The organism is Pseudomonas sp. NPDC078416, from assembly GCF_050268485.1.
Lineage (GTDB): Bacteria > Pseudomonadota > Gammaproteobacteria > Pseudomonadales > Pseudomonadaceae > Aquipseudomonas.
Map to the genome: position 1 here is coordinate 144,574 of NZ_JBNNGV010000009.1, position 20,870 is coordinate 165,443.

The 20,870-nt window shown below is 61.4% G+C and carries 20 protein-coding genes; 5 read left to right on the top strand and 15 right to left on the bottom strand.

Annotated elements, in window-relative coordinates; translation table 11 throughout:
* Nucleotides 1-67: 67 nt before the first annotated feature.
* The 3 genes from ACQKEN_RS11495 to ACQKEN_RS11505 form a co-directional block, all read right to left on the bottom strand.
* Nucleotides 68-544 (bottom strand): REP-associated tyrosine transposase, encoded by a 477-nt coding sequence (locus tag ACQKEN_RS11495; protein WP_427685551.1) that lies wholly within the window; start codon nucleotides 542-544, stop codon nucleotides 68-70.
* A 597-nt stretch (nucleotides 545-1,141) separates the two neighbouring features.
* On the bottom strand, nucleotides 1,142-1,903 hold the full coding sequence (locus ACQKEN_RS11500; RefSeq protein ID WP_427685552.1) for a YdcF family protein: 762 nt from the start codon (nucleotides 1,901-1,903) through the stop codon (nucleotides 1,142-1,144).
* A gap of 85 nt (nucleotides 1,904-1,988) precedes the next feature.
* Entirely contained in the window at nucleotides 1,989-2,360 is a 372-nt protein-coding gene (locus tag ACQKEN_RS11505; RefSeq protein ID WP_427685553.1) for a hypothetical protein, read from the bottom strand.
* 299 nt (nucleotides 2,361-2,659) lie between these two features.
* Here ACQKEN_RS11505 and leuS point away from each other — a divergent pair, with 299 nt between their 5' ends.
* From leuS to ACQKEN_RS11530, 5 genes are all read left to right on the top strand, one after another.
* Nucleotides 2,660-5,266 carry a leucine--tRNA ligase gene (leuS, locus tag ACQKEN_RS11510; RefSeq protein ID WP_427685554.1) on the top strand — a complete coding sequence of 869 codons (2,607 nt, stop codon included), beginning with the start codon at nucleotides 2,660-2,662 and terminating at the stop codon, nucleotides 5,264-5,266.
* Between the two features lie 86 nt (nucleotides 5,267-5,352).
* Nucleotides 5,353-5,958, top strand: a complete 606-nt coding sequence (gene lptE / locus ACQKEN_RS11515; RefSeq protein ID WP_427685555.1) for an LPS assembly lipoprotein LptE — start codon at nucleotides 5,353-5,355, stop codon at nucleotides 5,956-5,958.
* Between the two features lie 42 nt (nucleotides 5,959-6,000).
* Nucleotides 6,001-7,038 carry a DNA polymerase III subunit delta gene (gene holA, locus ACQKEN_RS11520; protein ID WP_133776069.1) on the top strand — a complete coding sequence of 346 codons (1,038 nt, stop codon included), beginning with the start codon at nucleotides 6,001-6,003 and terminating at the stop codon, nucleotides 7,036-7,038.
* Between the two features lie 96 nt (nucleotides 7,039-7,134).
* Entirely contained in the window at nucleotides 7,135-7,293 is a 159-nt protein-coding gene (gene arfA / locus ACQKEN_RS11525; RefSeq protein ID WP_037017982.1) for an alternative ribosome rescue factor ArfA, read from the top strand.
* Nucleotides 7,294-7,379: 86 nt separating this feature from the next.
* A complete protein-coding gene (locus ACQKEN_RS11530) occupies nucleotides 7,380-8,717 on the top strand; it encodes a lytic murein transglycosylase (protein ID WP_427685556.1) in 1,338 nt (445 codons plus the stop codon).
* A 254-nt stretch (nucleotides 8,718-8,971) separates the two neighbouring features.
* Here the strand turns inward: ACQKEN_RS11530 and lipA are convergent, their stop codons facing one another.
* From lipA to ACQKEN_RS11590, 12 genes are all read right to left on the bottom strand, one after another.
* On the bottom strand, nucleotides 8,972-10,033 hold the full coding sequence (gene lipA / locus ACQKEN_RS11535) for a lipoyl synthase (RefSeq protein WP_122536892.1): 1,062 nt from the start codon (nucleotides 10,031-10,033) through the stop codon (nucleotides 8,972-8,974).
* Between the two features lies 1 nt (nucleotide 10,034).
* Nucleotides 10,035-10,682: a lipoyl(octanoyl) transferase LipB gene (gene lipB, locus ACQKEN_RS11540; RefSeq protein ID WP_427685557.1), complete on the bottom strand. Its 648-nt coding sequence runs from the start codon at nucleotides 10,680-10,682 to the stop codon at nucleotides 10,035-10,037.
* Nucleotides 10,682-10,957 carry a DUF493 domain-containing protein gene (locus ACQKEN_RS11545; RefSeq protein ID WP_074892711.1) on the bottom strand — a complete coding sequence of 92 codons (276 nt, stop codon included), beginning with the start codon at nucleotides 10,955-10,957 and terminating at the stop codon, nucleotides 10,682-10,684. Before ACQKEN_RS11545 ends, lipB begins: the two co-directional genes overlap by 1 nt.
* Before the next feature lie 98 nt (nucleotides 10,958-11,055).
* The gene (locus tag ACQKEN_RS11550; RefSeq protein WP_282367192.1) at nucleotides 11,056-12,216 is read right to left on the bottom strand and encodes a D-alanyl-D-alanine carboxypeptidase family protein; all 1,161 of its coding nucleotides are present in this window, start codon (nucleotides 12,214-12,216) and stop codon (nucleotides 11,056-11,058) included.
* Nucleotides 12,217-12,411: 195 nt separating this feature from the next.
* On the bottom strand, nucleotides 12,412-13,458 hold the full coding sequence (locus tag ACQKEN_RS11555; RefSeq protein ID WP_427685558.1) for a septal ring lytic transglycosylase RlpA family protein: 1,047 nt from the start codon (nucleotides 13,456-13,458) through the stop codon (nucleotides 12,412-12,414).
* The gene (gene mltB / locus ACQKEN_RS11560; protein WP_427685559.1) at nucleotides 13,458-14,468 is read right to left on the bottom strand and encodes a lytic murein transglycosylase B; all 1,011 of its coding nucleotides are present in this window, start codon (nucleotides 14,466-14,468) and stop codon (nucleotides 13,458-13,460) included. The genes ACQKEN_RS11555 and mltB overlap by 1 nt, the downstream gene beginning before the upstream one ends.
* Nucleotides 14,469-14,485: 17 nt before the next feature.
* Entirely contained in the window at nucleotides 14,486-15,589 is a 1,104-nt protein-coding gene (gene rodA, locus ACQKEN_RS11565; protein ID WP_065988478.1) for a rod shape-determining protein RodA, read from the bottom strand.
* A gap of 31 nt (nucleotides 15,590-15,620) precedes the next feature.
* Nucleotides 15,621-17,519, bottom strand: coding sequence for a penicillin-binding protein 2 (gene mrdA / locus ACQKEN_RS11570; protein WP_427685560.1), 1,899 nt, complete (start codon nucleotides 17,517-17,519; stop codon nucleotides 15,621-15,623).
* Nucleotides 17,520-17,550: 31 nt separating this feature from the next.
* Nucleotides 17,551-18,018 (bottom strand): 23S rRNA (pseudouridine(1915)-N(3))-methyltransferase RlmH, encoded by a 468-nt coding sequence (gene rlmH, locus ACQKEN_RS11575; protein ID WP_037017961.1) that lies wholly within the window; start codon nucleotides 18,016-18,018, stop codon nucleotides 17,551-17,553.
* Nucleotides 18,019-18,027: 9 nt separating this feature from the next.
* On the bottom strand, nucleotides 18,028-18,447 hold the full coding sequence (rsfS, locus tag ACQKEN_RS11580) for a ribosome silencing factor (RefSeq protein WP_065988378.1): 420 nt from the start codon (nucleotides 18,445-18,447) through the stop codon (nucleotides 18,028-18,030).
* 66 nt (nucleotides 18,448-18,513) lie between these two features.
* The gene (nadD, locus tag ACQKEN_RS11585; protein WP_166650594.1) at nucleotides 18,514-19,158 is read right to left on the bottom strand and encodes a nicotinate-nucleotide adenylyltransferase; all 645 of its coding nucleotides are present in this window, start codon (nucleotides 19,156-19,158) and stop codon (nucleotides 18,514-18,516) included.
* A gap of 82 nt (nucleotides 19,159-19,240) precedes the next feature.
* The gene (locus ACQKEN_RS11590) at nucleotides 19,241-20,515 is read right to left on the bottom strand and encodes a glutamate-5-semialdehyde dehydrogenase (RefSeq protein ID WP_427685561.1); all 1,275 of its coding nucleotides are present in this window, start codon (nucleotides 20,513-20,515) and stop codon (nucleotides 19,241-19,243) included.
* Nucleotides 20,516-20,870 lie beyond the last annotated feature (355 nt).

Here is a 20,870-nt window from a genome sequence, read left to right on the forward strand (position 1 = left end):
ATGACACCTGACGCCTTCCCGGCTAAAGCCGGTCCCACTAAGAGCACTCGGTGTGTCAGTGGGACAGCTACAGGCCGTCCCACTCAAGCATCCATTCGCAGTCCCACAGTGGATAGTCTCCCGGGCGCATCACTAGCCCTGCCCGGATTGGGTTGTTGATGACATAGCGAGCCATTTCAACGAGGTCCTCATCGGACCTGACCCCATGATCGTGATAACCCTTCTGCCATGTCATTTTCTTTGCACCATGTGCCTTGTTCACTGCGAATGAGGTTCTGCCCTTCAGCGCTTGCATGAGCGCAGGTAGCGATCCTGACTTGAGTTCAAAAAGCCAATGCAGATGATCAGGCATGACCACCCAGGCCAATGAATGCACGACGCCTGAGTCGTGCAGACGTTTCATCTCCTTAACCACCAGGCGACCTTTCTGAACATCACTGAATAGAGGGCTGCGATCCTTTACTACAGAGGTAACGAGATAGACGTTTCCCTGTTGGGAATATCGACCTATACGCAAAGACCGTTCATGTTTGTTTCCATACATTTCGCCGCTCTCCCTCGTTGTGAAGGCGAACAGTAAAAGCAGTGAACCGCTTTACCTATAGTGACTGGGTATCGAGAGATTTCTGGTAAATGAGGACGTCCTAGGGAAGAGGCCAGTTTGGGGACCATCAGATTTGCGGTGTGACACACGACGCCTTCCCGGCTAAAGCCGGTCCCACTATTAAACCGCAGCCAGTCCCACTGACTTAGTCAGGTCCCACCATTGAGCAGCACCCGCCTGACTGAATGCACGCGGACCATTAGTGGGACCGGCTTCAGCCGGGAAGAGGCCCGCATGAACACCATCAGATTTGCGGTGTGACACCTGACGCTTTCCCGGCTAAAGCCGGTCCCACAATTAAATCGCAGCCAGTCCCGCCGACTTAGTCAGGTCCCACCATTGAGCAGCACCCGCCTGACTGAATGCACGCGGACTATTAGTGGGACCGGCTTCAGCCGGGAAAAGGCCCGCATGAACACCATCAGATTTGCGGTGTGACACCTGACGCTTTCCCGGCTAAAGCCGGTCCCACTAACAGCGCGCGCGGTGTCAGGGGGTACGCGCGTTGACAGCGGGTCCCGAAGCCTGCTGCTCAGGTCATCGGTAAAACAACCGATACCCCACCAATCCCGCGGCCTCATTGATCAATTGCCCGTTCTGCCACACTGCCCTCGCCTCCGGCGTCCAGCCACCGAACGGGCGGGCGTTGTCCACGCTCAGGAATCCCACCGGCGCCGGAACCACTTCAAATCCGGCCTTTTCGAAACTCCAGACCGAACGCGGCATGTGCCACGCCTGGGTCACCACGACCACACGCTTGATGCCCTGGGGCAATAAGATCGCGGCCGACATGTTGGCGTTTTCCCAGGTCGTGCGGCTTTCACCTTCCTGCCAACGGACTTTCACGCCAAAGTCGTCGCGCAGGGAGTCCGCCATGATCGCCGCTTCGCTCGGCGGCTGGCCGTAATGCAGCCCGCCGGTGGTGAGGATCGGCAGACCCGACGCTTTCGACAAACGCGCGGCATACCTCATGCGCTCCAGCGCAACGCCCGTGGGGATATCAGTGCCCCAGCTCGGGTCATTGCGTTCGCGGCCCGACCCCAGAATCACGATCGCATCGGCACGCTGGGCCAATGTCGCCCACTCGCTCTGCGGCAGCGGCGGGATGCTCTCGATGCCCTTCGCCGACCACTCCACCACAATCGGCAGACTCATCGCGGTCATCCCGCCAACGCCGATCACGAACAGCACCCGCGCCAACGCCGGCCGGCGATTTCTCAACCACCAGGCGAGCACTAACAACAGCAGGAAAACGCCCGGAGGCAGGAGCAGGTTCTTGATGAAATAACGAAAAGGCATCGGGCATCTCCAAAGATGCCCGAAGCCTAAAAGCAATGACGCTAAGCAGCAATGCTCTATTGGCCGGGGTCAGCCCCCGCAGAAGTTAACGCTTGAAATGTTTGGTGGAACTGTAGCGACTCAACTTTGCCGACACCTTGGCTCGGCGCTGATCCTTGAGCCAGATGACATTGGCTTGAGGATGCGGCGCTCGCATCGACTCGGAAGGCTCCCGTGAGGTGCTGGAACTTCCCCTCGCAACGATCGGAGAATCTTCTTTGAAAACGACTTCGGTTCTGCCCAGATAGGCCTCGATCAGCTGAAACTCGGCGTGACTCAAGCCACGCAACTCAAGCTCGGCAGGGGACTCGTTTCGAAGTCGCACTGCTGTTTTTGCCGTGTCCAGAGCCAGGCCCAGACGATCGATCAGACGGTCATACACATCAGGTTGCTCTACTTCATGCTGCAGCTCTGCCATCCGCTCACCTCACTGAAGATAAACACTTACCCCCGTCAGTGAGCTTAGCGCCGCTTCAAAAACCGGCGCGATGCCGCGACCAACGGCGGATGCCGCAGATGCCGAGTCTTGAGCACGCAATCAGGGTTTCCCTCGGCTTGGTAGCCTGATGTATGCTACGGCGCTTCCTGTAAATCCACTTCCGCCCCACCGGGCATGGATGCATCGCAATGCGGACGGCCCCGTCTGGCATGCGAAGGCTTCTGATCCGGTCACGCCGAGAAGCGGTCAAGGGTCACTCATTTCAGCCAAAAGTAGCCATGCACGAACTCTACCAGCCCCGCGAAATCGAAGCCGCCGCCCAGACCTTCTGGGACGAGCAAAAGTCTTTTGAAGTCAGTGAACAGCCAGGCAAGGACACCTTCTACTGCCTGTCGATGTTCCCTTACCCCAGCGGCAAGCTGCACATGGGCCACGTGCGCAACTACACCATCGGCGACGTGATCGCCCGCTATCAGCGCATGCAAGGCAAAAACGTCCTGCAGCCGATGGGCTGGGACGCGTTCGGCATGCCGGCGGAAAACGCCGCGATGAAGAACAACGTCGCACCCGCCAAATGGACCTACGAAAACATCGCCTACATGAAGAACCAGCTCAAGAGCCTGGGTCTGGCGATCGACTGGTCTCGCGAAATCACCACCTGCAAACCGGACTACTACCGCTGGGAACAATGGCTGTTCACTCGCCTGTTCGAAAAAGGCGTGATCTACCGCAAGAACGGCACCGTGAACTGGGACCCGGTCGACCAGACCGTCCTGGCCAACGAGCAGGTCATCGACGGGCGCGGCTGGCGTTCGGGCGCGGTGATCGAAAAACGCGAAATCCCGATGTACTACTTCAAGATCACCGCCTACGCGGATGAGCTGCTGGAGAGCCTCGACGAGCTGCCGGGCTGGCCTGAACAGGTCAAGACCATGCAGCGCAACTGGATCGGCAAATCCCGCGGCATGGAAGTGCAGTTCCCGTACGACCAGGCGTCCATCGGCGAAGCCGGCACCCTGAAAGTCTTCACCACCCGCCCCGACACCCTGATGGGCGCGACCTACGTGGCCGTGGCCGCCGAGCATCCGCTGGCGACCCTGGCTGCGCAGAACAATCCCGAGCTGCAAGCGTTCATCAACGAATGCAAGAGCGGCAGCGTCGCTGAAGCCGACGTCGCCACTCAGGAAAAGAAAGGCCTGCCGACCTCGCTGTTCGTCGAGCACCCGCTGACCGGCGAGAAACTGCCGGTGTGGGTCGCCAACTACGTGCTGATGCATTACGGCGACGGCGCGGTCATGGCCGTTCCTGCACACGACGAACGTGATTTCGAGTTCGCGACCAAGTACAGCCTGCCGATCAAAGCCGTTGTACGCACCAGCGCGGGCGATGAAACCCCTGCGCCCTGGCAGGACGCGTATGGCGAGCACGGTCAGCTGATCAACTCCGGCGAGTTCGACGGGCTGGACTTCTCCGGTGCGTTCGACGCCATGGAAGCCGCGCTGCTCAAGAAAGACCTCGGCAAGTCACGCACTCAGTTCCGCCTGCGCGACTGGGGCATAAGCCGTCAGCGCTACTGGGGCTGCCCGATCCCGATCATTCACTGCGACACGTGCGGCGACGTGCCTGTCCCGGAAGATCAACTGCCGGTCAAGCTGCCCGAAGACGTGGTACCCGACGGCGCGGGCTCACCGCTGGCGCGCATGCCCGAGTTCTATGAGTGCAGCTGCCCGACCTGCGGCGCACCGGCCAAGCGCGAAACCGACACGATGGACACCTTCGTCGAGTCCTCATGGTACTTCGCTCGCTACGCCTCACCTCATTACGAAGGCGGCATGGTCGACCCGAAGGCCGCGAACCACTGGCTGCCGGTTGATCAATACATCGGCGGTATCGAACACGCGATCCTGCACCTGCTCTACGCGCGCTTTTTCCACAAGCTGATGCGCGACGAAGGCCTGGTCAGCTCCAACGAGCCGTTCAAGAACCTGTTAACCCAGGGCATGGTCGTGGCCGAGACGTTCTATCGTCTGGAAGCCAACGGCAGCAAAACCTGGTTCAACCCGGCGGACGTCGAGTTCGAACGCGACAGCAAAGCCAAGATCATCGGCGCAAAACTGATTGCCGATGGCCAGCCGGTTGAAATCGGCGGCATCGAGAAGATGGCGAAATCGAAGAACAACGGCGTCGACCCTCAGTCGATGATCGATCAGTACGGCGCAGACACTTGCCGCCTGTTCATGATGTTCGCCTCGCCGCCTGACATGAGCCTGGAATGGTCTGACTCCGGCGTGGAAGGCTCGCACCGCTTCCTCAAGCGTGTCTGGCGCCTGGCTCAGGCTCATGTGACAGCGGGCGCTGCAAGCGCACTCGATAAAACCGCGCTGAACGACGACCAGAAGGCCATCCGCCGCTCGATTCACCTGGCTATCAAGCAGGCGGGTCAAGACGTTGGGCAGCATCACAAATTCAATACCGCCATCGCTCAGGTGATGACGCTGATGAACGTGCTGGAAAAGGCACCGCAGGTTTCGGCTCAGGACCGCGCGCTGTTGCAGGAAGGTCTGGAGACGGTCGCGCTGCTGCTGGCCCCGATCACCCCTCACATCAGCCACGAACTGTGGGCTGCACTGGGTCACTCCGGTCCGATTATCGATGCCGGCTGGCCTGTGGTCGATGACTCGGCGCTGGTGCAGGACACGTTGCAGCTGGTGATTCAGGTCAACGGTAAACTGCGTGGCCACATCGAGATGCCGGCCAGCGCCACCCGCGAGGAAGTCGAGGCGGCCGCACGGATCAACGAAAACGTGCTGCGCTTCATCGACGGCCTGACGATCCGCAAGGTCATCGTGGTGCCGGGCAAACTGGTTAACATCGTCGCCAGCTGACGCAATCGGGCGCCTGTGTGCAGGGGCCCGTATACATTTCAAGAACCCGGGATGCCGGGCTCTAACGGATTCAAGGGAGCAACAAGATGATCAAACGCAATCTGCTGGTAATGGGACTCGCGGTTCTGCTGAGCGCCTGCGGTTTCCAGCTGCGCGGCACTGGCACCAACGCCCTGTCGATCAAGGAACTGGACGTGAGCGCGCGCGACGCCTACGGCGACGTCGTCACCCAGCTGCGTCAGACCCTGACCAACAGCGGCGTACACGTCTACACCGGCGCCCAGTACAAACTGTTCATCGCCCGTGAGGACGAAACCCAGCGCACCGCGAGCTACGCCGGTTCCGGCCGTTCCGCCGAATACGAGCTGACCACCGTGCTGAAATACGAAATTCACGGCAGCAAAGATGTTCTGCTGATCGATGACTCCGTTCAGTCGCAGAAAGTCTTCGTTCACGACGGCAACAACCTGATCGGCTCTGACCAGGAAGCCGATCAGATCCGCAAGGAAATGCGCACTGACCTCGTGCAGAAAGTGCTGGCCCGTCTGCAGCAGCTGACACCTGAGCGCCTTGACGAGCTGCAAGCCAAAGCCGACGCCGCTGCCCGCGCCCAAGCGGATGCCGAAGCCGCTGCTCAGCGCATTCGCGACGAGACGCCACAGCAGTCGCCTATCGAAATCCCGTCCAAGTGACGGCATCAGGGCCGGTTCGCCGGCCCTGATCTTTTCTGACCCATGAAACTCGCCCCCGCCCAGCTTTCCAAACACCTGCAAGGTGCGCTTGCGCCTGTCTACATTGTCAGCGGGGATGATCCGCTGCAGTGCCAGGAGGCATGCGACGCCATTCGTGCGGCTGCGCGCCAGCAAGGCTATGACGAACGTCAGGTGTTCAGCGCCGACTCAAGCTTCGACTGGGGCACCCTGCTTCAGGCGGGCGCGAGCATGTCGCTGTTCGCCGAGCGCCGGCTGCTGGAGTTGCGCCTGCCGTCCGGCAAACCCGGCGACAAAGGCGCCGCCGCGCTGTTGGAGTACTGCGGCCGTCCTGCCGAAGACACGCTGCTGTTGATCAGCCTGCCCAAGCTCGACGGCTCGGCGCAGAAAACCAAATGGGGCAAGGCGCTGGTCGAAGGGCCGCAGACCCAGTTCGTGCAGATCTGGCCGGTGGATGCCAGCCAGTTGCCGCAATGGATTCGTCAGCGACTGTCACAGGCCGGCCTCGCAGCAACCCCAGACGCCATCGAGCTGATTGCCGCGCGGGTAGAAGGCAACTTGCTGGCCGCTGCGCAGGAAATCGAAAAGCTCAAGCTCATGGCCGACGAAGGCCAGATCACCGTCGAGACTGTACAGGCGGCGGTGGCCGACAGCGCGCGCTTCGATGTTTTCGGTCTGACTGACGCAATCCTCAACGGCGAAGCGGCCCACGCGCTGCGCATGCTCGAAGGGCTGCGCGGCGAAGGCGTTGAGCCTCCGGTCATTCTCTGGGCGCTGTCCCGCGAGCTGCGTGTACTGGCCAATCTGGCATTGCAGTTCAGCCAGGGCATCCCGCTGGACAAAGCCTTCAGCCAGGCGCGTCCGCCCATCTGGGACAAGCGCAAACCGCTGATGAGCAAAGCCCTGCAACGCCACTCCGCGCGACGCTGGGGCCAGCTATTGATGGACGCGCAACACATTGACGCGCAGATCAAAGGCCAGGCCCAAGGCTCGGTCTGGAGCAGCCTGAGTCGTCTGACGCTGCTGATGGCGGGACAACGGCTGGCATTGCCGGCGGAATAATCTGTAACGTTTCGATAGGCCAGGTTAATTGGACAGCGGCGCCGAACTGGCCGAATATCCCCCGCTGCTGCACCCCACCACTTGAGCGAGAACGCCATGAGCAAAGCCAAAAAGCGGCCGAACAAGGCCAAATCCATTATCGCCCAGCCACTGTTCCGCAGCCGTCAGGAACAACCCGGCAAGGGCAAAGGCAGCTACCGCCGCGAAGCCTTCCAGTCTAAAAGCTGGGAGGCTTCTTCCGTTATGGCGGCTTGAAAACTTCAGGTTACTGACTGACGCCCCACCAACAGGGCCGGCATGTTAAGGTCTGCACCTTCCGGTTTAGCCCTGTGGACCCCAGAATGCCCCCAAGCTTTCCCCGTCGCTGGCACCTCCGCCAGTTGATCGCCGCTTCCAGCCTCTTCGCGCTGGTTGCCTGTGCCGAGCAGCCTACCGCTGCCGTTGCCACCCCTCTCCAGTCCGCGCCCGCAGCGCAAGTCGTCAAGAACCTGCCCACGCCCTTAGGCGCCGTTGCGCAACCTGATGACGGCAACTTTGAAATCCAGCCTGCGATGAGTTTTAGCGAGTGGCAGAGCCAGTTTCGGGCTCTGGCGTTGAACGCAGGTGTGCGCCCCGAGGTGTTCGATAACGCATTTGCCGGTGTCACGCCGGACATGAGCGTGGTCAAGGCCGATCGCAGCCAGCCGGAATTCAGCCGCCCGGTCTGGGAATACCTGGACGGCGCCATGTCGGCCGTACGCGTGCGCAAGGGTCAGGCCCTGCTGAATCAATACGCCGACGCGCTGAGCGCCATCGAGCAGCGTTATGGCGTTGATCGCCAAGCACTGGTCGCCGTATGGGGCATGGAGAGCAGCTTCGGCCAGTTTCAGGGCACGCAGTCAGTGATTCGCTCACTGGCGACGCTGGCCTATGAAGGCCGCCGACCGCAGTTTGCGCAGGATCAACTGATCGCCGCGCTGCAGATCATCCAGCACGGCGACATCGATGCGCCGAGCATGCTGGGCTCGTGGGCCGGCGCCATGGGTCAGACGCAGTTCATACCGACGACCTACAACACCCACGCGGTGGACTTCGACGGCGACGGTCGCCGTGATATCTGGAACTCCCCCACCGACGCCCTCGCCTCCACTGCACATTACCTGCAAAGCTCCGGCTGGCAGAAAGGCCAGCCGTGGGGCTTCGAAGTGCAACTGGCTCAGGGTTTCGATTACGCGCTGGCGGATGCCTCAACCCGCAAATCCATCGGCGAATGGCAACAGCTGGGGCTGAAGCTACCGAACGGTTCTGCGCTGCCGGCCAATCTGCTGCAACAACAGGCGGCGTTGCTGCTGCCCGCTGGCTACAAAGGCCCGGCCTTTCTGGTGATGGATAACTTCCGCGCCATTCTGAAGTACAACAACTCGTCGTCCTATGCGATGGCCATCGGTTTGCTGTCCGAGCGATTCAATGGCGGCGGTTATGTGCAGGGCAGCTGGCCAAGGGGTGATCGCCCGCTGAGCCGCACCGAGCGTATCGAGCTGCAGACGCTGCTTTCGGCCCGACAGTACGACGCAGGCGCGCCCGACGGGATCATCGGCGCCAACACGCGCAAGGCGATTCGCAGTGCACAGCAATCCTTTGGCTGGCCGGCGGACGGGTATCCGACCCAGGAATTGCTGGTGCAGTTGCGCAAGCCGTAACTGTTCAGCCAGCATCCGCAGGCGAGCGCACGACCTGTAGGAGCTGCCGGAGGTTACGACAGTGGCGAACGCGGTCCGTCAGGCTATATACGTTTGTCGGGGCAACCGGGTTCGCCAGCAAGCCGGCTCCTACAGAATGCGTGTGCCGTTATGGCGATGCATCTTGGGCACACCGACGTGAACGTCACGCATAAAAAAACGGGCCGGATATTTCTATCCGGCCCGTTTTGCTTTATGCATCTGCAGCGTTGTGATCAACCCGCCGTGAGCAACGACTTGACCAGCTTGGCTTGCTCGTCCGCATGGTACGACGAGCGGACCAGCGGGCCGGAGGCGACGTTCTTGAAGCCCATCTTGTAACCTTCCTCGGCGAACCAGTCGAACACGTCCGGGTGCACGAAGCGCTGGACCGGCAAATGGTTGCGCGAAGGTTGCAGGTACTGCCCCAGGGTCAGCATGTCGATGTTGTGCTCGCGCATGCGCTGCATGACTTCGATGACCTCTTCGTCGGTCTCGCCCAAGCCCAGCATCAGCCCGGACTTGGTCGGCACGTGGGGGACCATTTCCTTGAAACGCTTGAGCAAGGTCAGCGACCACTGGTAATCCGAACCCGGACGCGCAGCCTTGTACAGGCGCGGCACGGTTTCCAGGTTGTGGTTGAAGACGTCTGGCGGCGTCGCGGCGGTGATTTCCAGCGCGATGTCCATGCGGCCACGGTAATCCGGGACCAGGGTTTCCAGCTGCACGTTTGGCGACAGCAGGCGAATCTCGCGGATGCAGTCGGCAAAGTGCTGAGCACCGCCGTCGCGCAGGTCGTCACGGTCCACGGAAGTAATCACGACGTACTTGAGTTTCAGGTCGGCGATGGCAACGGCGAGGTTCTTCGGCTCATCGGTGTCCAGCGCTTTCGGACGGCCATGGCCGACGTCGCAGAACGGGCAGCGACGGGTGCAGATGTCGCCCATGATCATGAAGGTCGCGGTGCCGCCGGAGAAGCACTCGCCCAGGTTCGGGCAAGACGCCTCTTCGCACACGCTGTGCAGCTTGTGCTTGCGCAGCAGCGCTTTGATGCGGTCGACTTCCGGCGAGACCGGGATGCGCACGCGAATCCAGTCCGGCTTCTTCGGCAGATCGACCGTCGGAATGATCTTCACCGGGATGCGCGCGACTTTTTCCGCGCCGCGCAGCTTCACGCCGGCTTCCACTTTAGGACGGGCCACTCGCTCAGGCGTGGCCACGCTCACTGTCGGGATCAGGGTTTGAACGGCATTCTCTGTATTCACGACAGTGTCAGCTGCCTCATACGCAGTAGTCATATCAATCGATTCCGCCCGTTAGGGTCGTCTGCTCAGCGTAGTCGAGGTGGTTGACGAGCTGCGCACGCAGCCGGGCACTAACCTCGGCAAATTCAATCGGACCTGCCTGTTCACGCAGCTGGGTCATCGCCAGCCCCGCATAGCCGCAGGGATTAATCCGTTTAAAAGGGTCCAGATCCATATCGACGTTCAACGCAAGGCCGTGAAACGAACAGCCATTGCGAATGCGCAGCCCCAGCGAGGCAATCTTGGCGCCGTCGACATAAACCCCCGGTGCGTCAGGCTTGGCTGCGGCGTCTACGCCGTAACTGGCCAGCAGATCGATCAGGCTGTGCTCGATCCGGGTGACCAGTTCGCGAACGCCAAAGCCCAGACGGCGCACGTCCAGCAGCAGATACGCGACCAGTTGGCCGGGGCCATGATAAGTCACTTGGCCGCCGCGATCGACCTGTACCACCGGGATATCCCCCGGCAGCAGCAAATGCTCGGGCTTGCCGGACTGGCCCTGGGTGAAGACGGGCGGATGCTGCACAAGCCAGACCTCATCGGCGGTTTCGCGGTCGCGACCGTCGGTGAAGCGTTTCATGGCCTGCCAGGTGGGCTCGTAGTCGGTCAACCCGAGTTCACGAAAGCCCAGAACCGGCCCCATCACAGCACCATGTGCACGAAGCCGGTGGCCCGCAATTCGCTGTTGATGTCGTAAAGCTGGTCTTGACCGGTGGCGATGATGTGCAGCTGAACGGTGGTGTACTTGCCGTTGCTGCTCTGACGCTCGGCCAGGGTTTTCATGTCGACGGTGGCGTGCTTCTCAAGAATCTCGATGACTCTGTCTTTAAAGCCCACACCTGTGTCGCCGATGATCTTGATGGGATAGTCGGCGCAGGGAAATTCGATTTTTGGCGCTTTTACTTCGGTATCTGTCATGGCAGTAACGGCCTCGTAAGCCGGAAAACGGACAGGCCCCCGGCGCGTTCGGCGACGGGGGCGTACGGAGCAACGGTCAGCTTTTGATCAATCGTTGATCAGTTGAACAGACCGTAGAAGAACAGGCGGATGCTATCCCACAGGCGACGGAAGATACCACCTTCGTCGACGGCGTCCAGGGCGATCAGGTTGGCGCTGTGCACGACCTTGTCGTCCAGTTTGACCTCAACCTTGCCGATGACGTCACCTTTGGCGATTGGAGCAACCAGCTGTGGGTTCATGGTCATGCTGGCAGCCAGCTTCTTCAGCTCGCCTTTAGGCATGGTCATGGTCAGGTCTTCTGCCAGACCGGCTTTGACTTGACGCTCGGTGCCTTTCCAGACCGGCGCTTGAGCCAGTTCGGTGCCCTTCTGATAGAAGGTCTGGGTTTCGAAGAAGCGGAAACCGTAGGTCAGCAGTTTCTGAGTCTCGGCAGCACGAGCTTGCTCGCTGTTGGTGCCGAACACCACCGCAATCAGACGCATGCCATCACGAACGGCCGAGGACACCATGCAGTAGCCGGCTTCTTCGGTGTGACCGGTTTTCAGACCGTCGACGGTCTTGTCACGCCACAGCAGCAGGTTGCGGTTCGGCTGTTTGATGCCGTTCCAGAAGAACTCTTTCTGGGAGTAGATCGCGTAGTGAGCCGGGTCTTCGTGGATGATCGCGCGCGCCAGCAGGGCCATGTCATGGGCGGTGGCGTAGTGATCCGGGTTCGGCAGGCCGGTCGGGTTCATGAAGTGGCTGTTGACCATGCCCAGGTCGGCAGCGGTCTTGTTCATCAGGTCGGCGAAGGCGTCTTCGCTGCCGGCGATGTGCTCGGAAAGCGCAACGCTGGCGTCGTTACCCGACTGAATGATGATGCCGTGCAGCAAGTCGCTGACGGTGACCTGGCTGCCCACTTTGATGAACATCCGCGAACCGCCGGTGCGCCAGGCGTTTTCGCTGACGGTCACAGGGTCGTTTTCGCCGATCTGGCCACGACGGATTTCCAGCGTGGCGATGTAGGCGGTCATCAGCTTGGTCAGACTGGCCGGTGGCAGGCGCTGGTCGCCATTGTTTTCGACCAGAACGTTACCGCTGTTGGCATCCATCAGCACATAAGCCTTGGCAGCCAGTTGCGGTGGCGATGGCGTCATCTGTTCTGCCGCAAACACGGCAGGCGCGGTGAATAGCGGGATTAGCAGGCAAAGGCGTTTTGCAAAGCTGGTGATGTTCATCCGTCTCTCGAAAATGCTAATGGGCAAACATGCCCTTGCGGGCAAAGCGGGTGCCGGGCTACCCCGGCAAACGGGCTCACATTCTACAGAACGTGCCGTGAAAAGCTGCTGACAACGACAAACCCGGTCGGCACGTCGTCGGTCAGGCAGCGAAACCCGCCTCCGTTGCCGGGGCGGGCATCGCTGATAAAAGCGTTACTGGTCCGACGTGACGACGCTTGGCGAGCCGAGATTGGCCGACCTTACGCTGTTTTGCAGTTGCTGGGCTTCACCCGGCGTGTCGACCGGTCCCATCCGCACGCGATAGAGCGTCTGTTGATTGCGTGCGATCGAACTCACGAACACCGGCGCTCGGACCATCCCGCTCAATTTCGACCTCAGGAGTTCCGCAGCGTCCGGGTTGGCGAAGGCTCCCACTTGGAGAAACAGCCCAGACGCTTGTCCGGAAACGTTTTTTTTTGCGTCGATCGGCACGGGTGTGACCGGGGCAGCGTGTTGCTGCGGCGGCGGCGTCCATTGCTCGATCGTACCCGCTGAGGCGGTGATCACCGGAGCGCCCGGTTGAGGCTGACGTGGCGGCGTGTTGCTGGCCACCTGCGGCTGATCCAGCATCAGTGGTGCCGGTTTGCCGCGCTGCGCCCAGTATTGCGACGGATCGATGCCTTCGACTTTTACCCGCGCCGTGCCGGTTTCGGCATACCCGAGCTTTTTGGCGGCGGCGTAGGACAGGTCGATGATGCGGTCGGAATAGAACGGGCCGCGATCGTTGACCCGCAGGATTACCGTGCGGTTGTTGTCCAGGTTGGTCACGCGAACATAGCTGGGCAGCGGCAGGGTCTTGTGTGCCGCGCTCATGCCATACAGGTCATAGACCTCGCCGTTGGCGGTGTTCTGGCCGTGGAATTTGGTGCCGTACCAGGACGCTGTTCCCGTCTGGGAATAGGTCCTGGAATCGCTGAGCGGGAAATAGGTCTTGCCCAGCACGGTGTACGGGTTGGCCTTGTACGGGCCGGTGTGCAGGGTTGGAATGGCGTCCGGGATGCGCGAAACATCGACGTCCCACCAGGGCGCGCCGTCTTTGTGCGCCCTGTTGATGTCCAGCCCGGGCTGCGAGCGGATCACGTTGCCCGACTGCCGTTGGGCCGTTGTCGTCGGGCGGCTGGTTGAGCAACTGACGATCAGCAAAGTCAGCGCCGTGAAGGCCATCAGTTTCAATGGTTGTTGAATCGGCAGTGACCGCATTACTTGACGTCCCGGGCTTGAACAAGCATTTCAGACAGCTGATGCACGGCCATGGCGTACATCACGCTGCGGTTGTACCGCGTGATTGCGTAAAAATTCTTCAAACCCATCCAGTATTCAGGGCCTTTGTCGCCATCGAGGCGAAACGCCGTGACCGGCATGTCGTCGCGCAGCGCATCATGACTCGCCCAGCCCAGCGCTCGCAACTCCCCAACGTTTTTCACCGGATCAATGCCGGGGCTCAAGCCCTCGTCGACGCGGTCACCGCGCACATCCGCGCGACTGACAACTGGCTGGCCAGCCACCCAGCCGTGACGCTGAAAGTAGCTGGCGACGCTGCCGATTGCATCGTCAGGGTCGTTCCAGATGTTGATGTGGCCATCGCCGTCAAAATCGACCGCGTAGGCGCGAAAGCTGCTCGGCATGAACTGGGGCAAACCCATGGCGCCGGCGTAGGAGCCTTTGAGCGTCAGCGGATCAACCTGCTGTTCGCGGGACAGCAACAGGAACTCGCGCAGCTCCTTGCGGAAGAAATCGGCGCGCTGGGGATAGTCGAACGCCAGCGTCGACAATGCGTCCATCACCCGGTAATTACCGGTGTTGCGGCCGAAAAACGTCTCAACGCCGATAATCGAAACGATCACCTGAGCCGGCACGCCATACTCTTTCTCGGCGCGCGCCAGGGCGACCTCGTGCTGACGCCAGAAGTCGACGCCCCGGGCAACGCGCGCGTCGGTGAGGAACATCGGGCGATAGTCTTTCCACGGTTTGACGCGTTCGGCGGGCCTGGAAATGGCATCGAGGATCGCCTGCTTGCGCTGCACATCGCGGAACACATCGATCAGCTGCTCACCCGCAAACCCATAATCGCGGGTCATTTCGCTGACGAACTGGGCGACTTGAGGAGAGCCGTCATAGTCACCGGCAAGTGATTCCTGCACTGAGCCGAAGATGCCCATCAGACCGACCAGCGGCGCATATCGAGCAGCCCAGCCACGCACTACTTGCATTGAGTTCTTCACCTTAATCAAACCTGAGCGATCCACTTGCGATGTGTATGGACCGACATCAAAACACCAAACGCTGACAGCAGCGTCACCAGCGAAGTTCCGCCGTAGCTAATGAAGGGCAACGGCACGCCTACGACCGGCAGCAGACCGCTGACCATACCGATATTGACGAAAACGTAAACAAAAAAGGTCATGGTCAGGCTGCCCGCGAGCAGCTTGCCGTAGAGCGTCTGCGCCTGGGCGGTGATCACCAGCCCGCGGCCGATGAGCAACAGATAGATAAGCAGCAACGCGCAAATCCCCACCAGCCCGAATTCCTCGCCAAGCACTGCAATGATGAAGTCGGTGTGACTTTCAGGCAGAAAGTCCAGGTGCGACTGCGTTCCCATGAGCCAACCTTTGCCGAATACGCCGCCCGAACCGATCGCTGCCTTGGACTGAATGATGTTCCAGCCGGTGCCGAGCGGATCGCTCTCCGGGTCGAGAAAGGTCAGGATCCGCTGCTTCTGGTAGTCGTGCATGAAGAAGAACCACATGCCGACGGCCACCGGGACCGCTGCCGCCACCACGCTGATGATCCAGCGCCAGCGCAGGCCGGCCATGAACAGCACGAAGGTGCCGGACGCCAGAATCAGCAGCGAGGTGCCGAGGTCTGGCTGACGCACGATCAGAATGAACGGCAGACCAATCAGCCCCAGGCTCACCGCCACGTGCTTGAGGTGCGGCGGCAGCGTGCGCTTGGACAGGTACCAGGCGATGGTCGCCGGCATGATGATCTTCATGAATTCCGAGGGCTGAAAGCGGATGACTCCGGGAATGTTGATCCAGCGCGTCGCGCCCATGGCGTTGTGGCCCATGACGTCCACCGCCACCAGCAGCAGCACGCCGATCACGTAGGCGGCGGGCACCCAGCGGGCCATGAATCGGGGTTCAAGCTGGGCGATGACGAACATCGACACCAGGCCGATGCCGAAGGAGGTCGCTTGCTTGATCAGCAGGTCCCAGCTCTTGCCGCTGGCCGAATACAGCACGAACAGGCTGCCCGCCGCCAGCGTCAGCAGCAGGATCAACAGCGGGCCATCGACGTGAATCTTCTGCAGAAACGTGGCGCGACGGCGCATCACATCTTCGCTGGACAGGATGCGGTCGAAATTACTCTTCACGGGCCGCGGTCTCCGGAGGCTGTGCATTGCTGGCGTATTCGGGTTTCAGATGGCCCTGTGGATCAAGCAGCCAGGCGTCCATGACCTGCCGCACCACCGGCGCGGCAACGCCCGAACCCGACTCGCCGTTTTCGATCATCACCGCAACGACGATCTTCGGACTGTCGGCCGGCGCGAAGCCGACGAACAAGGCGTGGTCGCGGTGGCGTTCCTGGACTTTCGAGCGGTCGTACTTCTCGCCCTGCCGAATGGCCACGACCTGGGCCGTACCACTCTTGCCGGCGATGCGGTACTGGGCACCAATGGCGGCTTTGCGCGCGGTGCCGCGAGCGCCGTGCATCACTTGCTGCATGCCGTGGTTGACCTTGGCCCAGTCGGACGGGTCGCGCAGGACGATGTCCGGCATCGGGTTCTTGTCCACCGGCTTTTGCCCTTCGACGGTCCTGGCCAGGTGCGGACGGTTCCATTTGCCTTTGTTCGCCACCAGCGCGGTGGCCTGGGCCAACTGCAGCGGAGTGGCCTGCATGTAGCCCTGGCCGATCCCCAGAATGAGTGTTTCACCCGGGAACCACGCTTGCCGCCGGGTGACGCGCTTCCAGTCACGGGACGGCATCAGGCCGGGGGATTCTTCGAACATGTCCAGTGAGACTTTCTGACCGATACCGAACTTGTTCAGGTACGCCGACAGCCGATCAATCCCGACCTTGTGGGCCAGATCGTAAAAATAGGTGTCGTTGGAGCGCATGATCGCCGTGTCCAGGTCCACCCAGCCATCGCCGGTGCGGTTCCAGTTGCGGTATTTGTGGTCGTAGTTCGGCAGCATGTAATAGCCGGGGTCGAATACCCGCGTGCTGGCCGTGATCACGCCAGTGTCGAGACCGGCGATCGCCACCGCCGGCTTGATGGTCGAACCCGGTGGGTACAGGCCCCGCAGAATGCGGTTGAACAGCGGGCGGTCGACCGAATCGCGCAGTTCGGAGTACGCCTTGAAACTGATGCCGGTGACAAACAGGTTGGGGTCGAAGCTCGGCTGGCTGACCATCGCCAGCACCTCACCCGTGTTAGGGTCCAGCGCCACCACCGCACCGCGACGCCCTGCCAGCGCGGCTTCGGCGGCTTCCTGCAACTGGATGTCGAGGCTCAGGACGATGTCCTTGCCGGGCACCGGATCGGTTCTTTTCAGCACGCGCAGGACGCGGCCGCGGGCGTTGGTTTCGACTTCTTCGTAACCGACCTGACCGTGCAGCTCGGGCTCGTAAAAGCGCTCGATACCGGTCTTGCCCATGTGATGGGTGCCGCTGTAATTCACCGGATCGAGGCTTTTCAGCTCTTTCTCGTTGATCCGGCCCATGTAACCCACCGAATGAGCGAAATGCTCGCCCTGCGGATAGTGGCGAACCAGTTGCGCGACCACTTCAACGCCCGGCAAACGGAACTGATTGACGGCGATGCGGGCGATCTGTTCTTCGGTCAGCTCGAACAGAATGGGCACCGGCTCAAACGGCCGCCGGCCCTGCTTCATGCGTTTTTCGAAGATGATCCGGTCATCCGGCGTCAGCTCAAGCACCTGAACGATGGTGTCCAGCACCTGGGTCCAGTCACCGGAACGTTCGCGGGTCATGCTCAGGCTGAAACTGGGCCGGTTGTCGGCGATCACCACACCGTTACGGTCGTAGATCAGCCCCCGACTCGGCGGGATCGGCTGCACGTGAACGCGATTGTTCTCGGACAGCGTCGAGTGGTACTCGTACTGGATGACCTGCAGGAAATACAACCGCGCGATCAACACGCAGATCAGCACCACCACCGCGACTGCACCGACCACGACTCGGCTGCGCACCAGGCGTGCGTCCTTTTCGTGGTCTTTCAGGCGGATCGGCTGAGACATTTAGGGCAGGTTCACAGTGAAGGCAGCGGCGCTACTTGTGATAAGGGTGACCGGACAGCACGGTCCAGGCACGATAAATCTGCTCACCAATGAGGATGCGCACCAGCGGGTGCGGCAACGTCAGCGGCGACAACGACCAGCGCTGCTCGGCCCGGGCACAGACTTCCGGCGCCAGCCCTTCCGGACCGCCGACCATCAGGTTGACCGTGCGCGAATCCAGGCGCCAGCGATCGAGTTCGCCCGCCAGTTGCTCGGTGCTCCATGGCTTGCCATGCACTTCAAGCGTGACGATCCGCTCGCCCGGCTGCACCTTCGCCAGCATGGCCTCGCCTTCCTGACGGATGAGGCGTGCCACGTCGGCGTTCTTGCCACGGGTGTTGAGCGGAATTTCCACCAGCTCCAGCGCCAGTTCGGATGGCAGACGCTTGGCATATTCATGCCAGCCTTCTTCCACCCACTTGGGCATGCGGGAACCGACGGCGATCAGACGCAGACGCACAACGACGCCTTAGGCCTGGTCTTTGTTCAGCTTGTCGAAATGCTCGTGAGCGTTTTCCGGGCTGTGGTGTGCGGCGCTGGCCGAACGGCTCTGCTCGGCACCGGCCCACAGACGCTCGAGGTCGTAAAACTGGCGAGCGGAGGCGGTCATCATGTGGACGATGGCGATGTCCAGGTCCAGCAGCACCCAGTCGCTGTCGCCCTTGCCTTCTTCGCCCAGCGGCTTGAGGCCCTGCTTTTTGACTTCTTCGCGGACCTTGTCGAGCATCGCGTTGATCTGGCGATTGGAGGTACCGGTCGCGATGACCATGTAGTCAGTGATGCTCTGCTTGTCACGAACGTCCAGCACCTGGATATCCTGGGCTTTGACGTCTTCCAGGGCAGCCCTGATCACTTCGATGATTGGATTTACAGCGCGTTTGTCAGTCATAAAAAACTCTTTCAACTCGTATGTTTGGGCGTTTCTTCGCGCACTTGGCTGCGTAGCAACACACCTTCAGTTCGACGCACGGTACAGCCCGTGCGTATCGATATAGGCCAGTACCGCGTCTGGCACCAGAAAACGTACCGACTTACCGCTGGCCAGCAGTTGACGGATCTGGGTGGCAGACACCGAAAGCGGCGTCTGCCAGACGAACGTAATCTTTCCGCCGGGCCCCTTGAGGGCCTTCGGATCGCTGACGGCACGTCCCGCGAGCAGATTTCGCATCGCATCCGGGGACTCGCTGTCGGCGTCCGGGCGTTGCAGCACCACGATATGGCAGTGCTCCAGCAACTCTTCCCACCGGTGCCAGGATGGCAGCCCGCAAAAGGCGTCCCAACCCAGCAATAAAAATAGCTGATCATCGGCGGCCAGTTCGGCGCGCATCGATTCCAGCGTGTCGATCGTGTACGACGGCTTGTCGCGCAGCAGCTCGCGATCGTCCACCGTCAATGGCGGCACCCCGGCGACCGCGCACTGGACCATCGCCAGACGATCCTGCGCCGAGACACTCGGCGTGTCGCGATGAGGCGGTCGGGCGCTGGGCGTCAGACGCAGCTCATCGAGTTTCAGCAGCTCGGCGACTTCCAGTGCGCCACGCAAATGGCCAATGTGCACCGGGTCAAACGTGCCGCCGAGTATGCCGACGCGCTTTGGCACCCGGGCCGTGTTCTGCGGAACGGCAATCGGATCGGCCATTGCCTGCGCGCCGCTGCCTGAAGGCTGACCGACGTCGGCCAAGTCAGACCGGCCCCTGCCCGCGCAATTGTGTGCCATCGCCGACAACGATGTATTTCTCGCAGGTCAGGCCTTCGAGCCCCACGGGACCGCGCGCGTGAATCTTGTCGGTCGAAATGCCGATCTCCGCACCCAGGCCGTATTCGAAACCGTCGGCAAAACTGGTGGGCGCGTTGACCATCACCGAGCTCGAGTCGACTTCAGCCATGAAGCGGCGAGTCTGGGCCTGCGAGTCGGAGATGATGGCGTCGCTGTGGTGCGAGCCGTAATGATTGATGTGTTCGATGGCCTGATCCAGACCGGTCACGATGCGGATCGAGAGGATCGGCGCAAGGTACTCGGTGTGCCAGTCTTCTTCGGTGGCGGGCAAGACGTCGATCAGGTCGCGGGTGCGCTCGCAGCCGCGCAGTTCGACGCCTTTTTCGCGGAACTGGGCGGCCATGGGCGGCAGGAAGTCTGCGGCGACGGCTTGATCGACGAGCAGGGTTTCCATCGCGCCGCAGATGCCGTAGCGGTAGGTCTTGGCGTTGAAGCTGATGCGCTGGGCAGCGGCCAGGTCGGCATGGGCGCTGACGTAGACGTGGCAGATGCCGTCCAGGTGTTTGATGACCGGGACCTTGGCGTCGCGGCTGACGCGTTCGATCAGGCCTTTGCCTCCACGGGGAACGATGACGTCCACGTACTCCGGCATGGTGATCAGGGCACCCACGGCGGCGCGGTCGGTGGTTTCGACGACTTGAACGACAGCGGCAGGCAAACCGGCTTCATCGAGGCCGCGCTGGATGCAGGCGGCGATGGCGCGGTTGGAATGTATGGCTTCGGAGCCGCCACGCAGGATGGTGGCGTTACCGGATTTGAGGCAGAGGCTGGCGGCGTCGATGGTTACGTTGGGGCGCGATTCGTAGATGATGCCGACGACGCCCAATGGCACGCGCATTTTGCCAACTTGAATGCCGGAGGGCTGGAAGTTCATGTCGCGCAGGGTGCCGATAGGGTCTGGCAGGCTGGCGACCTGGCGCAGGCCGGCGATCATGCTGTCGATGCGGGCCGGGGTCAGGGAGAGGCGTTCGAGCAGAGCGGGTTCGAGTCCATTGGCGCGGCCGGCAGCGAGGTCTTGTTCGTTGGCGGCGGTCAGCTCGGCACGGGAAGCGTCCAGCGCGGCAGCGGTGGCTGCGAGGGCGCGGTTCTTCTGTGCGGTGCTGGCACGGCCGATCACGCGGGAGGCTTCGCGGGCGGCGCGACCCAGGCGGGTCATGTAGTCAAGAACGGACTCGGTCATGGTCTCGGGTGGCTTGGCAAATGGGAAAGCGGCGGATTATAGCTGTCGGGCGTGCTGAACGACAGCGGCGACAGGCGGATGGTCGGAATAAGGCCGTTTTGTTGTTCTCAAGGCGGAGCGGCGGTAGTGCAACCGAGGGTATATCCGTTATCTCCAGCGTCACGAATTATGGTTCCGCCCTTACGGCGGGTCACTTTTGGCAAGAGCGCCCCAAAAGTAACCAAAAACGCTTTGCTCCTGGTTTGGCCCCTCGTGCCTCGGGGTTCCTTCACTCCGGTCTCGCTCCGTGGGCCCGCGCCGAACGGACATCCATGTCCTGACGGCGCTCTCGCCGCATCCATGCGGCTCGGCCCAC